The organism is Pseudomonas fuscovaginae SE-1, from assembly GCF_000364705.1.
Taxonomy (GTDB): Bacteria; Pseudomonadota; Gammaproteobacteria; order Pseudomonadales; family Pseudomonadaceae; genus Aquipseudomonas; species Aquipseudomonas fuscovaginae_A.
This window is the reverse complement of record NZ_AQOH01000008.1, coordinates 12,385-35,289: the sequence shown is the minus strand read 5'-3', so window position 1 is coordinate 35,289 and position 22,905 is coordinate 12,385. Positions and strand designations below refer to the sequence as shown.

Sequence of the window (22,905 nt, the reverse complement as noted above, 5' to 3'; positions counted from 1 at the left end):
ATTAAACCTGGTTCAGTCGTGAAGCGATGAAAGAGATCAGCTGGCGGGCAATCTTGCCCTTGCTGGTCTGGGTGAAAACGGTGGCCTGCAGGTTGCGGTCGATCACGCTGCAGGCGTTCTCTTCGCTGTTGAAGCCGATGCTGGGGTTGGCCACGTCATTGGCGACGATCAGATCGAGGTTCTTGTCCTTGAGCTTGCGCGCGGCGTAGTCGAGCAGGTGTTCGGTCTCGGCGGCGAAGCCGACGCTGAAGGGGCGGTCGGGGCGGCCGGCGATGGTTGCCAGGATGTCCGGGTTGCGCACCATCTGCAGCAGCAGGCCATCGCCGGTTGTAGGGTCTTTCTTGAGTTTTTGCGGGGCAACGACTTCCGGGCGGTAGTCCGCTACCGCAGCGGAGGCGATGAACAGGTCGCAGGGGATCGCGGCCTCGCAAGCGGCGAGCATGTCACGGGCACTGACGACGTCGATACGGGTGACCCGGTCCGGCGTCGGCAGGTGCACCGGGCCGGTGATCAGCGTGACCCGGGCGCCGGCTTCGACGGCGGCTTCGGCCAGGGCGAAACCCATCTTGCCGGAGCTGTGGTTGGTGATGTAGCGCACCGGGTCGATGTTTTCCTGGGTCGGGCCGGCGGTGATCAGCACGTGCCGGCCGGTCAGGGCCAGGTGCTGGAAACAGTCGGCGGCGTGCTGGGCCAGCTCGGTGGCTTCGAGCATGCGGCCCAGGCCGACGTCGCCACAGGCCTGGCTGCCGGCCGCCGGGCCGAAGACCTTGAAGCCGCGGCTTTGCAGCAGTTGGGTATTGGCCTGGGTCGCCGGGTCGCGCCACATGGCCTGGTTCATGGCCGGGGCGATGGCGACGGTGGCGTCGGTGGCGAGTACCAGCGTGGTCAGCAGGTCATCGGCGATGCCTTGGGCCAGGCGGGCGATCAGGTCGGCGGTCGCCGGTGCGATCAGCACCAGGTCGGCCCATTTCGCCAGTTCGATGTGGCCCATGGCGGCTTCGGCCGCCGGATCGAGCAGGTCCAGGTGCACCGGGTGTCCGGACAACGCCTGCAGGGTCAGCGGGGTGATGAATTCGCTGCCGCCACGGGTCATGACCACGCGGACCTCGGCACCCTGGTCGAGAAGTCGGCGAACCAGCTCGGCGCTTTTGTAGGCGGCGATGCCGCCGCCGACGCCGAGAACGATGCGTTTCCGATACAGCCGCTGCATAGGCCTGCCTTTTAATGTCCAGTGATTACCACCCCCGAGGACGCCTCCCCAGGCCGATTCGGGGGTAAAAAAGATGGACTACGATAACACAGCGCCCGCCATGGAACAGCGGGCCTCCAGGGGACAGGGAGGTGTGATGAGTATTCGTGATTGGCCGACGGCGGAACGGCCGCGGGAGAAGTTGCTGGAGTTGGGGGCGGCCAGTCTGTCCGATGCCGAGTTGCTGGCGATCTTCCTGCGTACCGGTGTGTGCGGCAAGAGTGCGGTGGATCTGGCGCGGCATCTATTAGGGCAATTCGGTAGTTTGCGTAGTCTTCTGGAGGCCGGGCAGCGGGAATTCAGTCGGGAGTTGGGCCTGGGGCCGGCGAAGTTCGCCCAGCTGCAGGCGGTGCTGGAGATGGCCCGCCGACATCTGGCCGAGCGCCTGCGGCGCGAGTCGGTACTGGAGAGCCCACGGGCGGTTCGCGACTACCTGAAGGCGATGCTGCGCCATGAGGCCCACGAGGTGTTCGGCTGCCTGTTCCTGGATGCCAAGCACCGGGTGCTGGCCTTCGAGGCGCTGTTCCGCGGCACCATCGACAATGCCAGCGTGTATCCGCGGCAGGTGGTCAAGCGGGCGCTGGCGCACAATGCGGCCGCCTTGATCCTGTGTCACAACCACCCGTCGGGGGTGGCCGAGCCCAGTCACTCCGACCGGCTGCTGACCGGCCGCCTGCGCGATTCGCTGGAACTGGTGGATGTGCGGGTGCTCGATCACTTCATCATCGGCGATGGCGAGCCGTTCTCGATGATGGAGCATGGGATGATGTAGCGCGCAGCCCCGTTTCCGGGGCCGCGCGGCAGGTCAGGGCTTGACGCTGACCTTGGCGAAGTCCTGGCGGCCGAACGGGCTCACCTGATAACCCTGGACGTCCTTGCGCACCAGGGCGAAGGCGGTCGGATGGGCCAGCGGCAGCCAGAGTGCCTGCTGCTGGATCTGCGCCTGGGCCTGCTGGTAGAGCTTGCTGCGCACGCCCTGCTCGCTGGTGGTCTTGCCGGCGCTGATCAGCTTGTCCAGGTTGGCGTCGCAGTAGCGGGCGAAGTTGGTCCCGGACTTCACCGCGGCGCAGGAGAATTGCGGGGTCAGGAAATTGTCCGGGTCGCCGTTGTCACCGGCCCAGCCCATGAACAGCAGGTCGTGCTCGCCGGCCTTGGCGCGGCGGATCAGTTCGCCCCATTCGATCACGCGGATTTCCGCCTGGATGCCCACCTCGGCGAGGTCGGCCTGCAGCAACTGCGCGCCGAGGCTCGGGTTCGGGTTGAGCAGGCTGCCGGATGGACGGGTCCAGAGGGTGGTCTGGAAGCCGTTCTTCAGTCCGGCCTTGGCCAGCAGCGCCTTGGCTTTCTCCGGGTCGTGGGCATAGCCGGGCAGATCCCTGGCGTAGCTCCAGGTGTTGGGCGGGTACGGGCCGTTGGCGGCTTCGGCGGTGTCCTCGAAGACGGCCTTGAGGTAGCTGGTCTTGTCGAAGGCCAGGTTGATCGCCTGGCGCACTTCAGGCTTGTCCAGTGGCGGATGCTGGCTGTTGATGGCGAGGAACGCGGTCATGAAGGCCGCGGTCCTTTCCACCTTGAGCGCCGGATCCTTGCTCGCCGAGCCGATGTCCAGGGGCTTGGGCGAGAGGGCGATCTGGCACTCGTTGCGCTTGAGTTTCTGCAGGCGCACGTTGGCGTCCGGGGTGATCGCGAACACCAGGCTGTCGATCGCCGGCTTGCCGGCGAAGTAGTCCGGGTTGGCGCTGTAGCGGATCGCGGCGTCCTTCTGGAAGCGGCCGAACACGAACGGACCGGTGCCGATCGGCTGGCTGTTGAGCTTCTCCGGGGTGTGGGCGGCCATCAGCTTGTCGGCGTATTCCGCCGAGTAGATGGAGGCGAAGCCCATGCTCAGGGCCGCGAGGAAGGTCGAATCCGGATGATCCAGGGTAAAGCGCACGGTCAGCGGGTCGGTGGCCTCGACGCGTTTGATCAGTGCCGGCAGTTGCAACGACTGGGCGTGGGGGAAACCGCTCTGGGCAATCTTGTGCCAGGGGTTGGCCGGGTCGAGCATGCGCTCGAAAGTGAAGCGCACGTCGGCCGCGCTCAGGTCGCGGGTCGGCTTGAAGTAGTCCGTGCGGTGGAATTTCACACCTGGATGCAACTTGAAATCGTAGGTCAGGCCGTCATCGGAGACGGTCCAGCTGTCGGCCAGGCTCGGTACCAGCTTGCCGCTGGCGGCATCGAAGTCCACCAGGCGGTTCATCAGGACGTCCGCCGAGGCATTGGTGGTGGTCAGCGAGTTGTACTGCACCACGTCGAAGCCTTCGGGGCTGGCCTCGGTGCAGACGCTCAACGAGGTCGCGGCCTGGGCCGGCGAGCCGAAAAACGGGACGAGCAATAGCGGCAGGGCAGCGAAGCGCATGTTCAGTTTCCTTTGCAGGTCGTTGTCCCATCTGCGAGTGCAGTCTGGAAAAACCTCTACCCTAGTGCCCCGGGCGGCAATTGACTATCCCATTTTTACTCGATGGGCCGGGGTTGTTGTAGAATCCGCGGCTCTTGCTCGTACGATATTTCCGGACTTTTACCGTGCGCCACGAATTCTGTGCGACGAGCGGCATTTTTCGTCCCGGGCCCCGGCATTGGGGTCTCGTACCCAGGTTTTCGGGCACTCGACACGGTTTTAATCGCACTTGATGTTGTTGCACCGTAGTCTTTCTGGTATAAAGCAGCGCTCTTTTCTAGGGGCCCGGTTCCTTCGCTTGTAGGTGTAGCCGGTAAGACCCTTAAAGAAACGCGGCGCCTGGCGCCAAATGACTGAGAGATTAAGCGGCCAACCCATGCCGGGTTGGGCATGTGGTTTTAGAGGGCTGAGGCATGTCTAGAGTCTGTCAAGTTACCGGTAAGGGTCCGGTGACTGGGAATAACATTTCCCACGCAAACAACAAAACCCGTCGTCGTTTCCTGCCGAACCTGCAGCATCACCGCTTCTGGGTCGAGTCGGAGAAGCGTTTCGTGCGCCTGCGCGTTTCCGCCAAGGGCATGCGTATCATCGACAAGCGCGGCATCGATGCCGTGCTGGCCGAACTGCGCCGTGATGGCAAGGTATAAGGAGCTAAATCATGCGTGAATTGATTCGTCTGATCTCGAGCGCCGGTACTGGTCATTTCTACACGACTGACAAGAACAAGCGCACCACTCCGGACAAGATCGAGATCAAGAAATATGATCCGGTTGTTCGCAAGCACGTGATCTACAAGGAAGGCAAAATCAAGTAATTGATTTTGTTTTTCGAAAAAAGCCCCGACTGGTTCGGGGTTTTTTTTCGCCTTTTTCCGGCGTTTTCCTGCGTAACGTGCCGCCATTTCCTGCGTTTTTTCCGTTTTGCCTTTCCTAGACTGCCTGGGCAGCCAGAAAACGCAGTCAGGGAGGACGTTCATGGTTATCGCAAGGATGTTTTTATTGTTGCTGCTGGTGTTCCTGGCGGCAGCCAGTGTCGCGGTCTCGGCGGCCCCCCTGGCCGCCGTCGAGATGTCCACCGAGGTCTATGCGCAGCGGCTGGCCCAGGCAACCCGCGCAGCCTGGCCGGTGCTGGCCGGGCTCAGTCCTGTCACCCGGGTGTTTGCCGATGTCCAACTGGTGGTCAGCGATGGGCGACGGGCCTGGGCGATGGGTTCACGGGGCGGTGACGAAGTGGCGATGGCGAAAGTCCATGAGTTGGGCGTCAGCTACGAATACCAGCGCTATCGCCGAATCGTCTGGCAGGGGCTGCCGGCGATCTTCATCGGCCTGGGGGTGTCACTGCCGGCGCGGGAGCGGCAGCGGTTGCAGGACCCATGGGCGTTGCCTGAACTGTTCGGCCTGGCGACCCACGAAGCCTTTCATTTTCATGTCGAAGCCGAGTGGCCGCGCCTGCCGGGTGCGGAGCGCAGTATCGTCTATCCCGCCAGGGCCGAGCCGAGGGTGTATCGCAACCAGCTCATTCGCCAGTTGCTGGCGGCGGCCCGGGGGCAGCCCGAGGCACTGGCGCGGGCCAGCCATTGGTATCGCCGCTGGAAGGACGAGCATGCCGACGAGGTGGGGCGTCTTCGCCAGGTCGACCGCTCCGAGGGCACGGCACGGTATGTGGAGTCGGTTGCCGGCCTGCTGGGGCAAGGAGTGCGTCCGGGTTCGGGCGAATGGTCGAGACTGAGGTTCGAGGCGCTGATCCGCCAGGGGCAGGAGCACGACCTTGTCGCCGACCTGGCCGCAGATGTGGAGAGTTATGTGCTGGGTGACCTTGCCGGTTATCTGCTCGAGCGCCAGGGGACGGACTGGTTGCCACGCGTGGCTCTGGGCGAAACGCCGCTGGCAATCCTGCTGGATTCGGTGGCGCCAGTTGCCGCGCCGGTCGACAGGGCTTTGGAGCGACGAATCCGCAGGGCGGTCGCCGTTGCCAATCGCAAGGTGGCGCCGGTCCTGGAGTCTTTCCTGCAACGTTTCAACGACCCGGAGAGTGGGCGCCTGCTGGTGCCGAGCCGGGCCTTGCCGGGCAGCTTCGAGGCTGGCAACTCCTACCGCCTGGCCGCGCAACCGGAAACCATCGAGGTCGACGTGCATGCCGGGTTCGTCCTGGCCGACGGACGTATCGATCTCCAGGCGGCCACGGTCGCCACTCAGCTGAAATCGATCTGCGGCGGTGAGGACCTCTATTGGATCCTGCCACTGGCGCCGGGCGAGTTGCAGAAAACCACGGAGGGTCGGCTACGCATCGAGCGCGCCGACCTCAAGCTCGACATCGCCTACCCGCGGCGCGCTGTCGACGAGCCGCGCAGCTGGTGCGCGGGGGCCTGATCAGGCCTTCTGTTCGAACACCACGTAGATCTTGCGGCAGTGCTCCAGCACTTCCCAGGTGCCCTTGAAACCGGCCGGGATCACGAAGCGGTCGCCGGCGCGCAAGGTCTTGGCATTGCCGTCGTTGTCGCGCAATACCGAGACACCCTGGACGATCTCGCAGTATTCATGCTCGGTGTAGTTCACGGTCCATTGGCCGACCGCGCCTTCCCAGACGCCGGCATTCATCTGCCCGCAGGGGCTGTCGTAGTGGTTGAAGACCGTCTGCTCCGGATCGCCCTTGAGGATCTTCTCCTGTGCCGGGCGGAAGCGCTCGGGCGCGGTGTTGGCTTCACTGAAGTCGACGATGTTCTGGATGTTCATGCTGCTGTTCCTCGGCAGTGGCAGGTCGGATGCTCGAAAGCTCCGAGTCTATGTTTATTAAAATGAACATGGCAACGGCGTTTGGCCAGCTGCTGTCAAATATATTGAAAGTTCAGGGGCCGCTGGTTTAGGGTGATGGGTGTCGTGGGCCCGAAAAACGGGCTATCGAACAGGATTCTCGACGGTGCTGGCGCGAGAGCGCGTGGCGCTTCTATTTCAATAAGAGGAGGACACTCGCATGACCACCCTGACTCGTGCCGACTGGGAACAACGCGCCCGTGAGCTGAAGATTGAAGGCCGCGCCTATATCAACGGCGAATACACCGCCGCCGTTTCGAACCAGACTTTCGAATGCATCAGCCCGGTCGATGGCCGGCTGCTGGCCCAGGTTGCCAGTTGCGACAGCGCCGACGCCCAGCGTGCGGTGGAAAATGCCCGTGCCACTTTCGATTCCGGGATCTGGTCGCGTCTGGCCCCGGCCAAACGCAAGGCGACCATGATCCGTTTCGCCGCGCTGCTGAAAACCAATGCCGAAGAACTGGCCCTGCTCGAAACCCTCGACATGGGCAAGCCGATCACCGACTCGCTGTTCATCGACGTGCCGGGCGCGGCCCAGGCGCTGAGCTGGAGTGGCGAAGCCATCGACAAGCTCTACGATGAAGTCGCCGCGACGCCCCATGACCAACTGGGCCTGGTGACCCGTGAGCCGGTGGGTGTGGTCGGTGCCATCGTGCCGTGGAACTTCCCGCTGCTGATGGCCTGCTGGAAACTCGGCCCGGCCCTGGCCACCGGTAACTCGGTGATCCTCAAGCCTTCGGAAAAATCCCCGCTGACCGCCATCCGCATTGCCGCCCTGGCCGTCGAGGCCGGTATCCCGGCTGGCGTGCTGAACGTGCTGCCAGGTTATGGCCACACCGTCGGCAAGGCCCTGGCCCTGCACATGGATGTCGACACCCTGGTGTTCACCGGTTCGACCAGGATCGCCAAGCAACTGTTGGTCTATTCCGGTGAGTCGAACATGAAACGTGTCTGGCTCGAGGCTGGCGGCAAGAGCCCGAACATCGTTTTTGCCGATGCTCCGGACCTGCAGGCCGCCGCCGAGGCCGCGGCCAGCGCGATCGCCTTCAATCAGGGCGAGGTGTGCACCGCCGGTTCGCGCCTGCTGGTCGAGCGTTCGATCAAGGATACCTTCCTGCCGCTGGTGGTCGAGGCTCTCAAGGCCTGGAAACCGGGCAACCCGCTGGACCCGCAGACCAATGTCGGCGCGCTGGTGGACACCCAGCAGATGAATACCGTGCTGTCCTACATCGACGCCGGGCATGCCGATGGCGCCAAGCTGGTGGTCGGCGGCAAGCGGACCCTGCAGGAAACCGGCGGGACCTACGTCGAGCCGACGATTTTCGACGGTGTGACCAACGCGATGAAGATCGCCCAGGAAGAGATCTTCGGCCCGGTGCTGTCGGTGCTGACCTTCGACACCGTCGAGCAGGCCATCCAGATTGCCAACGACACGCCATACGGCCTGGCCGCCGCGCTCTGGACCTCGAATATCTCCAAGGCGCACCTGACCGCCAAGGCCCTGCGGGCCGGCAGCGTGTGGGTCAACCAGTACGATGGCGGCGACATGACCGCGCCGTTCGGTGGCTTCAAGCAGTCGGGTAACGGCCGCGACAAGTCGCTGCATGCATTCGACAAGTACACCGAGCTGAAGGCGACCTGGATCAAGCTGTAAGTCGCAAACGGCCCTGTGGCGAGCGGGCTTGCCCGCGCCGGGCCGCATAGCGGCCCTGAAACGAGTGTTGACGGTGTGCGAGGCAGATCGTGCTGACCTGTTGTGCGACTGCTTCGCAGTCGAGCGCGGGCAAGCCCGCTCGCCACCACAAGCCGTTGCCACACTGGGCATCGGTCTATCAGAAGACACAGCCGGACTCTTCGCAAGAAGGTCCGGTTGTGTTGTCTCTAGCAGAATTATCCACAGGAGCGTGGAAATGCGTTGGGCGACCTATTTCGCCGTCCTGGCTTCGGTCCTCAGTGTCGGCCTGGCACTGGGGGTGAGCATGCCGCTGGTATCGCTGCGCCTGGAAAGCTGGGGTTATGGCTCGTTCGCCATCGGTGTCATGGCGGCGATGCCGGCCATCGGTGTGCTGGTGGGCGCCAGCCTGTCCAGCCGGCTGGCGGCGCGTCTGGGTACGGCCCGGCTGATGGCGGCGTGCTTGTGGGGTGGGGCGTTTTCCATCGGGCTGCTGGCGCTGTTGCCGAGCTATCCGGTATGGCTGGTACTGCGCCTGATGATCGGGGTGATCCTGACCATCGTGTTCATCCTCGGTGAAAGTTGGATCAACCAACTGGTGGTCGAGCAATGGCGTGGTCGCCTGGTGGCGCTCTACGGCAGCAGCTACGCGTTGAGCCAACTGGCCGGGCCGCTGCTGTTGGCGGCGGTGGGGACCGAGCATGACTATGGCTTCTGGGTCGGCGTGGCGTTGCTGGTGACCTCGCCGTTCCTGCTGCTGGGACGTAGCGGGGCACCGAGCGCGGAGTCCGGGCGGGTGACCCTGACGGACCTGCTGGGCTTCTGTCGCAACCTGCCGGCGATCGCCTGGGCCATCTCGCTGTTCGCCGCCTTCGAGGCGATGATCCTGACCCTGCTGCCGGTGTACTGCCTGCGCCAGGGCTTTACGGCGGATATCGCCCTGGCGATGGTCAGTACCGTGGTGGTTGGCGATGCTGTGCTGCAATTGCCCATCGGTGCGTTGGCCGACCGCCTGTCCCGGCGGGCGATGTTCATCGGCTGTGCGGTGGCGCTGATGCTGTCGAGCCTGGCGGTGCCGCTGTTGATCGACACCCTGCTGATCTGGCCGCTGTGGGTGCTGTTCGGCGCGAGTGCGGGCGGCTTGTTCACGCTGTCGCTGATTCTCATCGGCGAGCGTTATCGCGATGACGCCCTGGTCCGCGCCAATGCCCACGTGGCCCAGCTATGGGGTATCGGCTGCCTGGTCGGACCGCTGGCGGCCGGGGCGGGCAGCCAATGGATCAGCGGGCATGCCTTGCCGCTGTTCATGGCGGTCGGGGCGTTTGGCCTGGTGATCCTGGTATCGCGCCAGGGGGCATTCGGTCGGGTTGAGCCGGTGTCCGCCTAGAGCATCCGTTCCAGCCCGACGCGGTTGGTCAGCCAGGCATTGATCCGGCGCCACCAGCTACCGGGTTCGCGATGCAGGGCATGGACCTGGCCGTTGTCTTCGGTGACCCACACCAGTTCCCCGGCCTCCAGGCGCGGCTCGTAGCTCAGCGCCGGGGCCATGCCCTGCAGTGCCAGGGCGCGCACGTGTTCGGCCAGTTCCGGGCTGTCCACCAATACCCCGACCTCGGTGTTCCACAGCACCGAGCGCGGGTCGAAATTGAACGAGCCGATAAAGGCCTTCTGCCGGTCGAAGATCATCGCCTTGCTGTGCAGGCTGGAGTCCGAGCCCTTGGACGAGCCGCCGTGGAACAGGCGCGGGCCGCTGCCGCCCGGGGCGCCGGGCTGACGGCGCAGTTCGAAGAGTTTCACCCCGTGCTCCAGCAACGCCTTGCGATAGGGGGCGTAGCCGCCGTGCACCGCCGGCACGTCGGTGGCCTCCAGGGAGTTGGTCAGCAGGCTTACCGAAACCCCGGCGTCGGCCCGTCCCGTCAGGTATACCAGCCCTGGCTGGCCGGGGACGAAGTATGCGGAAATCATCATCAGTTCGCTGTGCACGCTGGTCAGCACCGGCGACAGCTGGGTAGTCAGCAGCAGGCGCGGGTCGGGCTCGCCGCGGGCCAGCACCTTGCTGGGCGCGTCCCACAGTGCCTGGTTCCAGGCCCAGATCAGTTCGCGGCGCCAGGTGTCCATTTTGGGATGGTACTGGTAGTCGGCCAGGCGCTGGTACAGCGTGGCATTGCGCTGGCGCCAGTCGGCCAGGGAGCGCTCCAGGCGTTCGCGGGTTTCGGCCAGGTCGCTGGCGGTGGGTTGGCGCGAGAGGAACTCGCCGATGGGCTTGCTCAGGGCGCTGTTCCAGTACTGATCGAAGCTGTGGCCGAGCTGTTCGGCGACCGGCCCGACGCTGAGCATGTCGATGTCGGTGAAGTTCAGGTCCTGCTGCGCGCCGAAGTACTCGTCGCCCAGGTTGCGCCCGCCGACGATGGCCGCGCTGTTGTCGGCCAGCCACAGCTTGTTGTGCATGCGTCGGTGCTGCAGGTTGAGGTTGAACAGCCGGCCGAGGGTGCGTGTGGCCAGGGTGCTGCGGCCCAGGTCCAGCGGGTTGAACAGGCGGATCTGGATATGCGGATGGGCGGCCAGGGTGGCGATGAGGTCGTCGAGGCCGTCGCTGGTGGTGTCGTCCAGCAGGATACGCACCCGTACGCCGCGGTCGGCGGCCTTGAGCAGTTCATCCACCAGCAGGCGGGTGCTCAGGCCGTCATGGACGATGTAGTACTGCAGGTCGAGGCTGCTCTGGGCGTTGCGGATCAGTTCGGCACGGGCCCTGAAGGCCTCGCCGCCGTTGGGCAGCAGGCGAAATCCCGAGCGTCCCTGGTAGGCCGCGGCCTGGGCCTGGAGGTCGCGACCGAAGGCCGAGTCGACGGCCGGCAGGGCCTGGCTGGGGACTCGGGGCGCGTCGATCGAGGCGCATCCGCCCAATAGCAGGGCGAGCAACAGGAAGCAGGATTTCAAGCGGTCGCCCCAAGTCGAGTCTGGTCAGTGTCGGGATATGGACGCTGTCCGGCGGATAAAGGTCAATCGTTGCTGCACGAATCTTCTTCGAGCAGGCGGGTTGCTGTGGCCCCGACCTTGCGCACCGCTTCCTCGATCTGCGCCGTTGGCTTGGCAGAGTAGTTCATCCGCAGGCAATTGCGGTACTTGCCCGAGGCCGAGAAGATGCTGCCCACCGCGACCTGGACACCCTGGTCGACCAGGGCGCGATTGAGCCGCAGGGTGTCGAAGCCCTCCGGCAGCTCGACCCACAGCATGAAGCTGCCCTGGGGCCGGCTGGCGCGGGTGCCGGCCGGGAAATAGCGGCTGACCCAGTCGAGCATCAGGTCGCGGTTGCGCTGATATTGCGTACGCATCCGCCGCAGGTGCGGTTCGAAATGGCCGTTGCGCAGGAAGTCGGCGACCGCCAGTTGCGGCTGTGGGGCGCTGGCGCCGGTGCTGATGTACTTCATGTGCAGCACGCGCTCCAGGTAGCGTCCGGGGGCGACCCAGCCGACCCGCAGGCCCGGGGCCAGGGTCTTGGAGAACGAACTGCAGAGCAGCACCCGGCCATCGTCGTCGAACGACTTGATGGTCCGTGGCCGCGGGTAGGTGTAGGACAGTTCGCCATACACATCGTCCTCGATGATCGCCACGTCGAAGCGCTGCGCCAGTTGCAACAAGGCGCGCTTGCGCGACTCCGGCATGATGTAGCCCAGCGGGTTGTTGCAGTTGGGGGTCAACTGTATGGCCTTGATCGGCCACTGTTCCAGCGCCAGTTCGAGGGCATCGAGGCTGATGCCGGTGAGCGGGTCGGTGGGGATTTCCAGGGCCTTCATGCCCAGGCCCTTGAGGGTCTGCATGGCGCCATGAAAGCTGGGCGAGTCCACCGCGACGATGTCGCCATGGTCGCAGGTGGCGCGGATACTGGCCGACAGCGCCTCGTGGCAGCCGGTGGTGACCACCAGGTCCTGGGCCCCGAGGTGGCAGCCGGAGTCGAGCAGCAGCCGGGCGATCTGCTCGCGCAGGCCGAGGTTGCCGTAGATATTGTCGTAGGCCAGGCCGGGCAGGTCCTGGCGGCGGCTGATCTGCGCCAGGCTGCGCAACAGCGGCTTCATGGTCGGGCTGCCGATGTCGGGGATGCCGCGACCCAACTGTACGGTGTCCTTGCGTGGCACCGTGCGGATCAGATCCAGCACCTGGTCCCATTGGGATATTTCCACCGGTCGCTGGGCCGGGCGGCCGGCTACCGGCAGTGCCGGCAATTCCCGGCTGGTCGGCACGAAATAGCCGGACTTGGGCTTGGGCAGGGCCAGCCCGTTGTCCTCCAGCAGCCGATAAGCCTGCTGCACCGTGCTCAGGCTGACGCCATGTTCCACGCTCAACGCCCGTACAGAAGGCAGGCGGTCGCCTGGGCGATAGAAGCCTTGTTCTATACGGGTTCCCAACAGTTCAGCAAGATTTACGTAGAGGCTCATGTGGGCTGCTCGACGAGGAAACGAACGGGTATCAGTACAGATTGCCAGAAAATACAGGATTCAGTGACGATTTCAGTAAATCTGTATGGAAATAATACAGGTTGTTTGAATCTGTAATGGTTTTGCGCGAAAGGCCATTCTTGTGGCTCATGGCAACCGAGTACCGAAGGAGCAATGGCAATGAACGGCTTGAGCGATGTGCGTCTGACTTTGCGCAGTCAGGAACTGTTGGTCGGGCAGGAGCGGGCCGGCAGGGTGTCATCGGCCCCCGTTGGGGGCCGGATGAGACTGTTCTGGCATCGTCTGCGTACCCGTCGGGCATTGCTTGAACTCACGCCTGACGAGCTGCGCGATATTGGCCTGACCCGTGCCGAGGCGCTGGCCGAGGGCCTCAAGCCCTTCTGGCGGGGTTAACCCAGTTCCTTGAGACGATGCCAGAGCATGCCCAGCGCCAGCAGCGGCGAGCGCAGGTATTTGCCGCCCGGGAAGGTGATGTGCGGCACCCGGGCGAACAGGTCGAAATCGCCGCCGTGCTGGCCGCTGATGGCCTCGGCCAGCAGGCGGCCGGCCAGGTGGGTGGCGTTGAGGCCATGGCCGGCATAAGCCTGGGCGTAGTAGACATTGGGCTGCCCTTGCAGGCGGCCGATCTGCGGCAGGCGGTTGGCGCCGATGCCGATCATTCCGCCCCATTGGTAGTCGATCTTCACCCCGGCCAGTTGCGGGAACACCTTGAGCATCTTGGGCCGCATGTAGGCGGCGATATCCTGTGGGTCGCGGCCGGAATAGTGGCAGGCACCGCCGAACAGCAGACGCCGGTCGGCCGATAGCCGGTAGTAGTCCAGCGCCACCCGCTGGTCGCAGACCGCCATGTTTTGCGGCAGCACCGAGCGGGCCTGCTCCTCGCTCAGCGGCTCGGTGGCGATGATGTAGCTGCCGGCCGGCAGCACCTTGCCGCTCAGCTCGTCGTTGAGCCCGTTGATGTAGGCGTTGCAGGCCAGCACCAGGGTCTTGGCACTGACCGTGCCCCGGGCCGTATGGATCCGCACCCGCGGGCCGTAGTCGATGCGGGTGACGGCAGACTGCTCGAACAACTGCACGCCCAGTCGCTCGGCCGCGGCCGCTTCGCCGAGGGCCAGGTTCAGCGGGTGCAGGTGTCCCGAGCCCATGTCGATCAGGCCGCCGACATAGCGGTCGGAACCGACCACGCTGTGCATCTCGTGGGCCTGCAGCAGGCGGGTCTCGTGACGATAGCCCAGTTGCCGGAGTTCCTCGGCATCCTCGGCGAAGCCTTCCAGCTCGCGGGGTTTGTTCGCCAGGTCGCAGTAGCCCCAGGTCAGGTCGCAGTCGATCTGGAACCGCTCGATGCGCTGGCGGACGATTTCCACCGCTTCCAGTCCCAGCAGTTTCAGGCGGTGCACACCGTCCTGGCCGATGATGTCGGTGAACTGCTCCAGGCCATGGCCGACGCCGCGGATCAGTTGCCCTCCGTTGCGCCCGCTGGCGCCCCAGCCGATCTTGCGGGCTTCCAGCAGGACCACGGCGAGGCCGCGTTCGGCCAGTTCGATGGCGGTATTGAGCCCGGAGAAACCGCCGCCCACCACACAGACGTCGGCCTGCACCTCGCCCTGCAACGGTGGATATTCCGGTTGCGGGTGGCTGCTGGCGGCGTAGTAGGAAGCGGTATGCCGGGCAGGGGCGTTCATGGGCGTGGTCCTGAGGGTCGTGTTTGGAAAATTTGACGGAGGATAAGCCGCGGCCCCCCGCACGGGCAACTTGATGGCCTGGATGGCTAAGGGCGGTGCTGACTGGCCGTGGGCTTTTCAGGCAGAATCCAGGCTTTTCCCGGTATGGGGGGACGCCTCGATGAGCTGCAACAGCCAGAAAATCCGCTTTCTCCGGCAGCGGATCCCGTCCTTCGAATGCGTGCCGGGCTGTCACGACTGTTGCGGGCCGGTGACCACCTCATCGGAAGAAATGGCCCGCCTGCCACGCAAGACCGCCGCCGAGCAGGAAGCGGCGCTGAACGAACTCAATTGCGTGCACCTGGGGCCGAATGGCTGCACGGTGTATGACGAGCGGCCGCTGATCTGCCGGCTGTTCGGCACCACGCCGAGCCTGCCATGCCCGAATGGCCGGCGGCCGGTGGAGATGATTCATCCGCGGATCGAGCAGCAGGTTCACGACTACATCGCCAGCACCCGCCAGGTGCTGGTCTAGTCCTTCCCGAGCGCACGCCCCGCTCTTGCGGGAGCCGGCTTGCTGGCGATAGCGGTGTGTCATTCAACAAGGATGTCGACTGCCCAAGCGCAATCGCCAGCAAGCCGGCTCCTACGATGAACGCGTCGAACGCAAAACCAGAGTTCGTCCCAAATCTGCAGGAGCCTGGCTTGCCAGCGAATAGGCCTTCAAGTCTTGCGCAGAACCATGGGATGTACGATCAGTCGGGAACCGGCAGGTTCAGGCTCTCCTTCACTTCCTCCATCACGATATAGCTCTTCGACTCGCGCACGTGGGGCAGCTTGAGCAGGATGTCGCCCAAAAGCTTGCGGTAGGACGCCATCTCGGAAATCCGCGCCTTGACCAGGTAGTCGAAGTCGCCCGACACCAAGTGGCACTCCAGCACGTGGGGCAGCTTGAGCACCGCGCGGCGGAACTCCTCGAAGGTGTCGCCGGACTTGTAGTCGAGGCTGATCTCGACGAACACCAGCAGGCTGCCCTTCAGATGCTGCGGATTGAGCCGGGCGTTGTAGCTCATGATGATCCCTTCGCGCTCCAGCCGGCGCACCCGCTCCGTGCAGGGCGTGGTCGACAGGCCGACTTTCTCGCCCAGTTCGGTGAAGGAAATGCGTGCGTCTGCCTGAAGGATCCGCAGGATGTTGCGATCGATCTTGTCCAGTTCGCGTTTGCTCTGGTGGTTGGTCCGCATAGGGGATGCGCCTCCGTAAAAAGCCATATTGCCGAGAATTCTCGCCAAATATAGGCACTTATATAGTGAAAAGCACTGGCTATTGTTTTTTACACTGCGCGCATCTTCGCTTTGAACAATAAACGTCGGCGGCTGGCCGCCATTGAGGGGCATCAACATGCGAGTTCTGGTCTTGGGTAGTGGCGTCATCGGAACCGCCAGCGCTTATTATCTGGCCCGGGCCGGTTTCGAAGTGGTGGTGGTCGACCGTCAGCCGGCCGTCGCCATGGAAACCAGCTTCGCCAACGCCGGCCAGGTCTCGCCGGGTTATGCCTCGCCGTGGGCCGCCCCGGGCGTGCCGCTCAAGGCCATCAAGTGGCTGCTGCAGCGTCATGCGCCGCTGGCGATCAAGGCCACTGCCGATATCGATCAGTACCTGTGGATGGCGCAGATGCTGCGCAACTGCACCGCCAGCCGCTACGCGGTGAACAAGGAGCGCATGGTCCGCCTGTCCGAGTACAGCCGCGACTGCCTGGATGAACTGCGCGCCGAAACCGGCATCGCCTACGAGGGGCGCAGCCTGGGTACCACCCAGTTGTTCCGCACCCAGGCGCAACTCGACGGTGCGGCCAAGGATATCGCCGTGCTCAAGGAGTCCGGGGTGCCGTTCGAACTGCTCGATCGCGCCGGGATTGCCCGGGTGGAACCGGCCCTGGCCAACGTCACCGACATCCTCGCCGGTGCCCTGCGCCTGCCGAACGACCAGACCGGCGACTGCCAGATGTTCACCACCCGCCTGGCCGAAATGGCGATCAAGCTGGGGGTGGAATTCCGCTTCGGCCAGGACATCCAGCGCCTGGATCACGCCGGCGATCGCGTCAACGGCGTGTGGATCGACGGCAAGCTGGAAACCGCCGACCGCTACGTGCTGGCCCTGGGCAGCTACTCGCCGCAACTGCTCAAGCCGCTGGGGATCAGGGCGCCGGTCTACCCACTCAAGGGGTATTCGCTGACCGTGCCGATCACCAACCCGGCGATGGCGCCAACCTCGACCATTCTCGACGAGACCTACAAGGTCGCGATCACCCGGTTCGACAACCGCATCCGTGTCGGCGGCATGGCGGAAATCGCCGGTTTTGACCTGTCGCTGAACCCACGTCGGCGTGAAACACTGGAGATGATCGTCAACGATCTTTATCCTCAGGGCGGTGACCTGCCGTCGGCCAGCTTCTGGACCGGCCTGCGGCCGACCACCCCCGACGGCACCCCGATCGTGGGCGCCACGCCGCTGCGCAACCTGTTCCTGAACACCGGTCACGGTACGCTCGGCTGGACCATGGCCTGTGGTTCCGGGCGCCTGCTGGCCGACCTGATGGCGAAGAAGAAACCGCAGATCAGTGCCGAAGGCCTCGATATTTCCCGTTATGGCAACCACCAGGAGACTGCAAGACATGGCAATCCAGCGCCAGCTCACCAATGAGCGCATGAGCCAGATCGTCGTTCACGGCGGTACCGTATACCTGGCCGGGCAAGTCGGTGACGACCTGAGCGGCGACATCGGCCAACAGACCCGCGAAACCCTCGCCAACATCGAGCGTTTGCTGGACCTGGCCGGTACCGACAAGACCCGCCTGCTGTCGGTGACCATCTACCTGAAGGACATCGATGCCGACTTCGCCGGCATGAACGCGGTCTGGGACACGTGGCTGCCCAAGGGCGTCGCCCCGGCCCGCGCCACGGTCGAAGCCAAGCTGTGCGAACCGGAAATCCTGGTGGAACTGTCCGTCGTCGCTGCCCTGCCTTAAGCAAGATCCCTCTCCCGGCATGACCCGTGGCCACCCATTTGTCATGCCGGTTTTTTATTATTCACCGACTGCCTAGAAGTTTGCCGCCATGCGTCCTGCCCGTGCCCTGATCGACCTCCAAGCCCTGCGCCACAACTATCGGCTGGCCCGCGAAGTAGCGGGGGCCCGTGCCCTCGCCGTGATCAAGGCCGACGCCTATGGTCATGGCGCGGTGCGTTGCGCCCAGGCGTTGGAGGCCGAGGCCGACGGCTTCGCCGTGGCCTGCATCGAGGAAGCGCTGGAGCTGCGCGCCGCTGGCATTCGCGGGCCGATCCTGCTGCTCGAAGGCTTTTTCGAAGCTGAGGAGTTGGCGCTGATCGTCGAGCACGACCTGTGGTGCGTGGTGCACTCGCTTTGGCAGTTGGAAGCGATCGAACAGGCGACAATCGGCGCGCCGATCACCGTCTGGCTGAAGCTCGACACCGGGATGCACCGGGTCGGCCTGCACCCGGACGAGTATCAGGCGGCCTACCGGCGCCTGCTGGCGACCGGCAAGGTGGCCAAGATCGTGCTGATGAGCCACTTCGCCCGTGCCGACGAGCTGGGCTGCCAACGCAGCGAGGAACAGGTCGCGGTGTTCGAGGCGGCCCGTCAGGGCCTGGCGGCCGAAGTCAGCCTGCGCAATTCGCCGGCGGTGCTGGGCTGGCCAGGCATTCCCAGCGATTGGGTGCGCCCGGGGATCCTGCTGTATGGCGCCACCCCGTTCGACGCCGAGCACCCGGTGGCGTCGCGCATGCGGCCGGTGATGACCCTCGAATCGAAAATCATCAGTGTGCGCGAACTGCCGGCCGGCGAGCCGGTGGGCTATGGCGGCAGATTCGTCACGCCCCGGCCGATGCGTGTCGGCGTGGTCGCCATGGGTTATGCCGACGGCTACCCACGCCATGCGCCGACCGGCACGCCGGTGCTGGTGGCCGGCCAGCGCAGCCAGTTGCTGGGGCGGGTGTCGATGGACATGCTCTGCGTCGACCTCACGGATATCCCCCAGGCCGGATTGGGTGCGCCGGTCGAGCTGTGGGGCACAAACGTGCCAGCCAGCGAGGTTGCGGCCAGGGCCGAGACCATTCCGTATCAGATCTTCTGCAACCTGCGTCGGGTCCCGAGGCTCTACACCGGGCAATAGCGGGATTGCACGCACGACCGTTGGGGCGTTTGCCCAGGCGGATTCGGGGCCAAGTGTTGTAAATACTGAACGCTATGCCATGATATCGCTCAATTACAACATCGCCTGAATCCCAGGGGGGCTGCCGCATTGGACGTCGGTGAACGACTGCAATCCATCCGCAAAATGAAAGGTCTGTCTCAGCGTGAACTCGCCAAGCGTGCGGGCGTCACCAATAGCACCATTTCGATGATCGAGAAGAACAGCGTCAGCCCTTCGATCAGTTCGTTGCGCAAGGTGCTTGGCGGCATTCCCATGTCGATGGTCGAGTTCTTTTCCGAAGAGATCCTCCAGGAAACGCCGACGCAGATCGTCTACAAGGCCCATGAGCTGATCGATATCTCCGATGGCGCCGTGACCATGAAACTGGTCGGCCGCGCCCATCCGAGCCGCGCCATCGCCTTTCTCAACGAAATCTACCCGCCTGGCGCCGACACCGGCGAGGAAATGCTGACCCACGAAGGCGAAGAGACCGGCATCCTGCTCGAAGGCCGGCTGGAACTGGTGGTCGGCCTGGAAACATTCGTCCTCGAAGCGGGGGACAGCTACTATTTCGAAAGTACCAAGCCGCATCGCTTCCGTAATCCGTTCGACACCCCGGCGCGACTAATCAGCGCAGCGACACCGGCCAACTTCTGATGGCCAGGGGCGCTAGCTCAGGGATTTCAGGGCGCCCGGCAGTACGGACCCGCGTTGCGGGCAATACCCTTGCAACTCCAGGGGTTGTTTCGCAGTAGCGGTCTTACCGCTATACTCACGCCCGCCCGCGAAACCGTGGTCGCGGCGTGATTAGCCACCATTGAGGGTGAACGCGTGAACCTAATTATGAAAATGCTGGCTGCACCAGCAACCGTATTGGCCCTATGGGCTGTCAGCGCTCAAGCTACGACGAACGACGATATCGCCAAGCGCCTGGAGCCCGTCGGCCAGGTCTGTGTTCAAGGTCAGGAATGCAAGGGGATGGAGGTCGCGGCCTCGGCGGGCGGTGGCGGTGGCGCCAAGACGCCGGACGAAGTGATCGCCAAGCATTGCAACGCTTGCCACGGCTCCGGCCTGCTGGGCGCGCCGAAAATCGGTGACACCGCGGCCTGGAAGGAACGTGCCGATCACCAGGGCGGTCTCGATGGCATCCTCGCCAAGGCCATCACCGGTATCAACGCGATGCCGCCCAAAGGCACCTGTGCCGATTGCTCGAACGACGAGCTCAAGGGTGCGATCAAGAAGATGTCCGGCTTGTAAGCCCGCCGGTCTTCTGCAAAAAGCCGCTTTCGAGCGGCTTTTTCGTACCTGTTTTTCAGATTTTTCGATTGGCATGTGCAGTAAAGCCCCAGCGAGCTCGGTCCAACCTCCATTCAGGTACAGGCGAGGACAGTTGGATGACACTGATGTGTTCCATCGAGCAGTCGGTCGATGAAGTGTTGGCGCGGTTGCCGGCGCATATCCACATGGGCCTGCCGTTGGGGCTGGGCAAGCCCAATCGTTTCGTCAATGCGCTGTACCGGCGGGTTGCCCGCTTGCCGCAGCGACGACTGACGATCTACACGGCGCTGAGCCTGGGCCGGCCGCCCCTCGGTGACGGTCTGCAGCGGCGCTTTCTCGAACCCTTCGTCGAGCGGGTGTTCGGCGACTACCCGGAGCTGGATTTCCTCGACGCTCTGCGCCGCGACAACCTGCCGGCCAACATCCGCATCGAGCAGTTCTTCCTGCAACCCGGCAGCCTCCTGCACAGCGCGGCGGCCCAGCAGGACTACGTCAGCAGCAACTACAGCCATGCCGCCCGCGATATCAACGCCGCCGGCCTGAACCTGGTGGCCCAGTTGGTCGCCGGCGACGAGCAGCAGCCGGGGCGGCTGAGCCTCAGTTGCAACCCGGACATCACCCTCGACCTGTTGCCGCTGATCGAGCGTCGCCGGGCTGCCGGCGAGACCATCCTGCTGCTGGGCCAGGTGCATGACGAGTTGCCGTATATGCCGGGTGATGCGGAAATCGACCGCGAGGCCTTCGATCTGCTGATCGACGAGCCTGAGCGCGGCACGCTGTTTTCCACGCCGAACATGCCGGTCGGCTGCCAGGATCACTTCATCGGCCTGCATGCCAGCACGCTGGTGCGCGATGGCGGCACCCTGCAGATCGGCATCGGTTCGATGGGCGATGCGCTGACCGCCGCGTTGTTGTCGCGCCACGCCGACAACGAGGGCTACCGCGCCCTGCTGGCCGATATCGACATCGAGCCGTGGCAGGCGCTGATCGAGCGTGAAGGAGGGGTCGAACCCTTTGCCAGCGGCCTCTACGGTTGCAGCGAGATGTTCGTCAACGGCCTGCTGGTGCTGGCCGATGCGGGGATCGTGCGGCGCAAGGTGCATGCCGATATCTCGGTGCAGCGCCGGTCCGCTGCCGGGTCGCTCGACGAGGCGGGCGGCCAGGTGGTGCATGGTGGCTTCTTCCTCGGGCCGCGCAGTTTCTATCAGCGGTTGCGGGAACTGCCCCGGGAGCGGCTGGCCGAGTTCAACATGACCGCCATCAGCTACATCAACGAGCTGTACGGCAACGAGGAACTCAAGCGCCTGCAGCGCCGGGATGCACGGTTCATCAACAGTGCCTTCACCATGACCCTGCTCGGCGCCGGGGTGGCCGACCAGCTCGAAGATGGCCGGGTGCTCAGCGGGGTGGGTGGGCAGTACAACTTCGTCGCCCAGGGCCACGCGCTGGAGGGCGCACGTTCGGTGCTGATCCTGCGCAGTTGGCGCGAGTCCGGCGGCGAGGTCAGTTCCAACATCGTCTGGGAATACGGCCACTGCACCATTCCCCGGCACCTGCGCGACATCGTGGTGACCGAGTACGGCATCGCCGACCTGCGTGGCAAGTGCGACGCGGCGGTGATCGAGGCGCTGCTCAACATCAGTGATTCGCGGTTTCAGGCCGGGCTGATCGAGCAGGCGCAGAAGGCCGGCAAGCTGCCGCGGGATTTCCGCCTCGATCGGCGCTTTGCCGATAACACGCCACAGCGCCTGGAGGCCCTCCGGGACCGCCATTCGCAGCTGTTCGTGGAGTACCCGCTGGGCAGCGATTTCACCGCCGAGGAGCGCGACCTGTTGCGGGCGCTGAACTGGCTCAAGCGCCACTTCAAGCTCAGCGAAATACTCGAGTTGGGCAAGGCGGCCCTGGAGGCTCCCGAGCCGTTGGCATTTCCCGCGCACCTGCAACGCATGGGGCTGGCCGAGCCCCAGGGGCTGCGCGAAGAGCTGTATCAGCGGTTGCTGTTGGCAGGATTGCAGGCGACGGCCCGGCCTCTTCAGTTGTAGGTGATTTCCACGGTGGCCTGGCTGACCAGCGTGCCTTCGCGCACGTTGCCGGTCTTCCAGTACGCCGCCCCCAGCGGCAGGACCGCCTGGCCGCCGCTGGGCGACAGCGTGCGGGTGCTGTCGCTGCCGTCGGCGCGGATGGTCCGTTGGACGCCGCCCAGCCGTGAGTACAGCCACAGCCCGATGCCCTGGGCATCGCCGGTGTTGGCGAAGCGGGCGCCGTCGTCCGCCTGGGTGCCGGAGAACGTGAAGGTCACACTGGTGATGTCCGAGTCGCAATGGGCGCTGATCTCGAAACTGCGGTGGCCCGTCGATTCGCTGCCGGCGAAGTCGCTGACCCTGGCTGGCGGCAGGACCACCGGCCGATCGTATTCTCCGGGAACCAGGTCGCAGGTGCCGCCTTCGACCAGGCCCTCGACCTGCAGGTTGCCCGGATTCAGGGATTGTGCCGATGAATTCTCGACGCTGGCGGCGACCATCAGCACCAGGGGTAGCAGGTAGGTTTTCATGAGGTGTTTTCCGTTCTGGCGTGACGAGCTGGCTGCAGCGTCCTGCCGCAGCGTGGCCGGTGTTTCAGAGGTAGGTGATGCTTATGGTCGCGGTGGTCAACAGGGTGCCTTTGGAGACGTCGCCGATCTTCATGTAATGCGCCGCCATGGGCAGCGTGGCCTTGCCGGCGCTGGTCGCAACGGTGCGCTGGCGTTGGGCAACGGTGCCGTTGGCCGGAATGTTGTAGTTCGAGCCGTTGCGGGCCTGGAGCACGGAGGCGATGCCGCCGGCGGTGCCGGTGCTGGCCCAGTGGGTAGGCGAGCCGGTTGCCGGCGTGCCGGTGAACAGGAAGGTGACATTCTTGATGTCCGAGTCGCAGGTGGCGCTCAGGCTGAACGTCTTCAGTCCGGTCCAGGTGACGGAGTCGAAATCGCTGACCTTGACGGTCGGCAGCGTGACGGCGGCGATGGTGTCCAGGTTGCAGGTGCCGCCGTCGATCTGACCGCGCACGGTCAGGGTGCCGGTGGTGGCGGCCTGGGCGGTGGTCAGGCCGCCGGCGATCAGCAGGGAGAGTGCCAGGAGAGGGGTTTTCATTGCGAACGTCC

The 22,905-nt window shown here is 64.6% G+C and carries 23 protein-coding genes; 14 read left to right on the top strand and 9 right to left on the bottom strand.

Annotated elements, in window-relative coordinates:
- Position 1: 1 nt before the first annotated feature.
- Complete coding sequence (gene coaBC, locus K675_RS0101195; protein WP_017901680.1) at positions 2–1,210, bottom strand: bifunctional phosphopantothenoylcysteine decarboxylase/phosphopantothenate--cysteine ligase CoaBC; 1,209 nt, start codon at positions 1,208–1,210, stop codon at positions 2–4.
- 136 nt (positions 1,211–1,346) lie between these two features.
- Here coaBC and radC point away from each other — a divergent pair, with 136 nt between their 5' ends.
- Positions 1,347–2,021: a RadC family protein gene (gene radC / locus K675_RS0101190; RefSeq protein WP_017901679.1), complete on the top strand. Its 675-nt coding sequence runs from the start codon at positions 1,347–1,349 to the stop codon at positions 2,019–2,021.
- A gap of 33 nt (positions 2,022–2,054) precedes the next feature.
- Here the strand turns inward: radC and K675_RS0101185 are convergent, their stop codons facing one another.
- A complete protein-coding gene (locus K675_RS0101185; protein WP_017901678.1) occupies positions 2,055–3,644 on the bottom strand; it encodes an ABC transporter substrate-binding protein in 1,590 nt (529 codons plus the stop codon).
- Positions 3,645–4,096: 452 nt separating this feature from the next.
- Between K675_RS0101185 and rpmB the strand changes: the two genes are divergently transcribed.
- The 3 genes from rpmB (at position 4,097) to K675_RS0101170 (ending at position 6,052) form a co-directional block, all read left to right on the top strand.
- Positions 4,097–4,330 carry a 50S ribosomal protein L28 gene (rpmB, locus tag K675_RS0101180; RefSeq protein WP_026144812.1) on the top strand — a complete coding sequence of 78 codons (234 nt, stop codon included), beginning with the start codon at positions 4,097–4,099 and terminating at the stop codon, positions 4,328–4,330.
- A gap of 11 nt (positions 4,331–4,341) precedes the next feature.
- Complete coding sequence (gene rpmG, locus K675_RS0101175) at positions 4,342–4,497, top strand: 50S ribosomal protein L33 (protein ID WP_003177274.1); 156 nt, start codon at positions 4,342–4,344, stop codon at positions 4,495–4,497.
- Positions 4,498–4,657: 160 nt separating this feature from the next.
- On the top strand, positions 4,658–6,052 hold the full coding sequence (locus K675_RS0101170; protein WP_026144811.1) for a hypothetical protein: 1,395 nt from the start codon (positions 4,658–4,660) through the stop codon (positions 6,050–6,052).
- On the opposite strand, the gene K675_RS0101165 is transcribed toward K675_RS0101170, so the two are convergent.
- Positions 6,053–6,415 carry a cupin domain-containing protein gene (locus K675_RS0101165; RefSeq protein ID WP_017901675.1) on the bottom strand — a complete coding sequence of 121 codons (363 nt, stop codon included), beginning with the start codon at positions 6,413–6,415 and terminating at the stop codon, positions 6,053–6,055. It lies immediately after the preceding gene.
- A gap of 238 nt (positions 6,416–6,653) precedes the next feature.
- Between K675_RS0101165 and K675_RS0101160 the strand changes: the two genes are divergently transcribed.
- On the top strand, positions 6,654–8,147 hold the full coding sequence (locus K675_RS0101160) for an aldehyde dehydrogenase (RefSeq protein WP_017901674.1): 1,494 nt from the start codon (positions 6,654–6,656) through the stop codon (positions 8,145–8,147).
- 256 nt (positions 8,148–8,403) lie between these two features.
- Entirely contained in the window at positions 8,404–9,552 is a 1,149-nt protein-coding gene (locus K675_RS0101155; RefSeq protein ID WP_017901673.1) for an MFS transporter, read from the top strand.
- On the opposite strand, the gene K675_RS0101150 is transcribed toward K675_RS0101155, so the two are convergent.
- Together K675_RS0101150 and K675_RS0101145 are read right to left on the bottom strand one after the other, a co-directional pair.
- On the bottom strand, positions 9,549–11,102 hold the full coding sequence (locus K675_RS0101150) for a phospholipase D family protein (protein ID WP_198291598.1): 1,554 nt from the start codon (positions 11,100–11,102) through the stop codon (positions 9,549–9,551). The genes K675_RS0101155 and K675_RS0101150 overlap by 4 nt on opposite strands.
- A gap of 62 nt (positions 11,103–11,164) precedes the next feature.
- Positions 11,165–12,598 (bottom strand): PLP-dependent aminotransferase family protein, encoded by a 1,434-nt coding sequence (locus tag K675_RS0101145; RefSeq protein WP_026144810.1) that lies wholly within the window; start codon positions 12,596–12,598, stop codon positions 11,165–11,167.
- 180 nt (positions 12,599–12,778) lie between these two features.
- On the opposite strand from K675_RS0101145, the gene K675_RS0101140 reads away from it, so the two are divergent.
- Entirely contained in the window at positions 12,779–13,012 is a 234-nt protein-coding gene (locus K675_RS0101140; protein ID WP_017901670.1) for a DUF1127 domain-containing protein, read from the top strand.
- Here K675_RS0101140 and K675_RS0101135 read toward each other — a convergent pair.
- Positions 13,009–14,301 carry an NAD(P)/FAD-dependent oxidoreductase gene (locus tag K675_RS0101135; protein WP_017901669.1) on the bottom strand — a complete coding sequence of 431 codons (1,293 nt, stop codon included), beginning with the start codon at positions 14,299–14,301 and terminating at the stop codon, positions 13,009–13,011. The two genes, K675_RS0101140 and K675_RS0101135, sit on opposite strands and share 4 nt — an antisense overlap.
- 160 nt (positions 14,302–14,461) lie before the next feature.
- Between K675_RS0101135 and K675_RS0101130 the strand changes: the two genes are divergently transcribed.
- Positions 14,462–14,815 (top strand): YkgJ family cysteine cluster protein, encoded by a 354-nt coding sequence (locus K675_RS0101130; RefSeq protein WP_017901668.1) that lies wholly within the window; start codon positions 14,462–14,464, stop codon positions 14,813–14,815.
- A gap of 220 nt (positions 14,816–15,035) precedes the next feature.
- Here K675_RS0101130 and K675_RS0101125 read toward each other — a convergent pair whose 3' ends face one another.
- Positions 15,036–15,524: an Lrp/AsnC ligand binding domain-containing protein gene (locus tag K675_RS0101125; protein ID WP_017901667.1), complete on the bottom strand. Its 489-nt coding sequence runs from the start codon at positions 15,522–15,524 to the stop codon at positions 15,036–15,038.
- A 157-nt stretch (positions 15,525–15,681) separates the two neighbouring features.
- Here K675_RS0101125 and dadA point away from each other — a divergent pair, with 157 nt between their 5' ends.
- The 6 genes from dadA to K675_RS0101095 all read left to right on the top strand — a co-directional run bounded on the left by dadA (position 15,682) and on the right by K675_RS0101095 (position 21,811).
- A complete protein-coding gene (gene dadA, locus K675_RS0101120) occupies positions 15,682–16,983 on the top strand; it encodes a D-amino acid dehydrogenase (protein ID WP_017901666.1) in 1,302 nt (433 codons plus the stop codon).
- Positions 16,955–17,308 carry a RidA family protein gene (locus K675_RS0101115; protein ID WP_017901665.1) on the top strand — a complete coding sequence of 118 codons (354 nt, stop codon included), beginning with the start codon at positions 16,955–16,957 and terminating at the stop codon, positions 17,306–17,308. The genes dadA and K675_RS0101115 overlap by 29 nt, the downstream gene beginning before the upstream one ends.
- An 88-nt stretch (positions 17,309–17,396) precedes the next feature.
- Positions 17,397–18,470 carry an alanine racemase gene (gene alr / locus K675_RS0101110; RefSeq protein WP_017901664.1) on the top strand — a complete coding sequence of 358 codons (1,074 nt, stop codon included), beginning with the start codon at positions 17,397–17,399 and terminating at the stop codon, positions 18,468–18,470.
- A 129-nt stretch (positions 18,471–18,599) separates the two neighbouring features.
- Positions 18,600–19,148 carry a cupin domain-containing protein gene (locus K675_RS0101105; protein ID WP_017901663.1) on the top strand — a complete coding sequence of 183 codons (549 nt, stop codon included), beginning with the start codon at positions 18,600–18,602 and terminating at the stop codon, positions 19,146–19,148.
- A 186-nt stretch (positions 19,149–19,334) separates the two neighbouring features.
- A complete protein-coding gene (locus tag K675_RS0101100; protein WP_080635290.1) occupies positions 19,335–19,748 on the top strand; it encodes a c-type cytochrome in 414 nt (137 codons plus the stop codon).
- Positions 19,749–19,885: 137 nt separating this feature from the next.
- Complete coding sequence (locus K675_RS0101095) at positions 19,886–21,811, top strand: acetyl-CoA hydrolase/transferase C-terminal domain-containing protein (RefSeq protein WP_017901661.1); 1,926 nt, start codon at positions 19,886–19,888, stop codon at positions 21,809–21,811.
- Here the strand turns inward: K675_RS0101095 and K675_RS0101090 are convergent.
- Complete coding sequence (locus tag K675_RS0101090; RefSeq protein ID WP_017901660.1) at positions 21,802–22,320, bottom strand: fimbrial protein; 519 nt, start codon at positions 22,318–22,320, stop codon at positions 21,802–21,804. The two genes, K675_RS0101095 and K675_RS0101090, sit on opposite strands and share 10 nt — an antisense overlap.
- Positions 22,321–22,384: 64 nt before the next feature.
- The gene (locus K675_RS0101085) at positions 22,385–22,894 is read right to left on the bottom strand and encodes a fimbrial protein (protein WP_017901659.1); all 510 of its coding nucleotides are present in this window, start codon (positions 22,892–22,894) and stop codon (positions 22,385–22,387) included.
- Between the last annotated feature and the right edge of the window lie 11 nt (positions 22,895–22,905).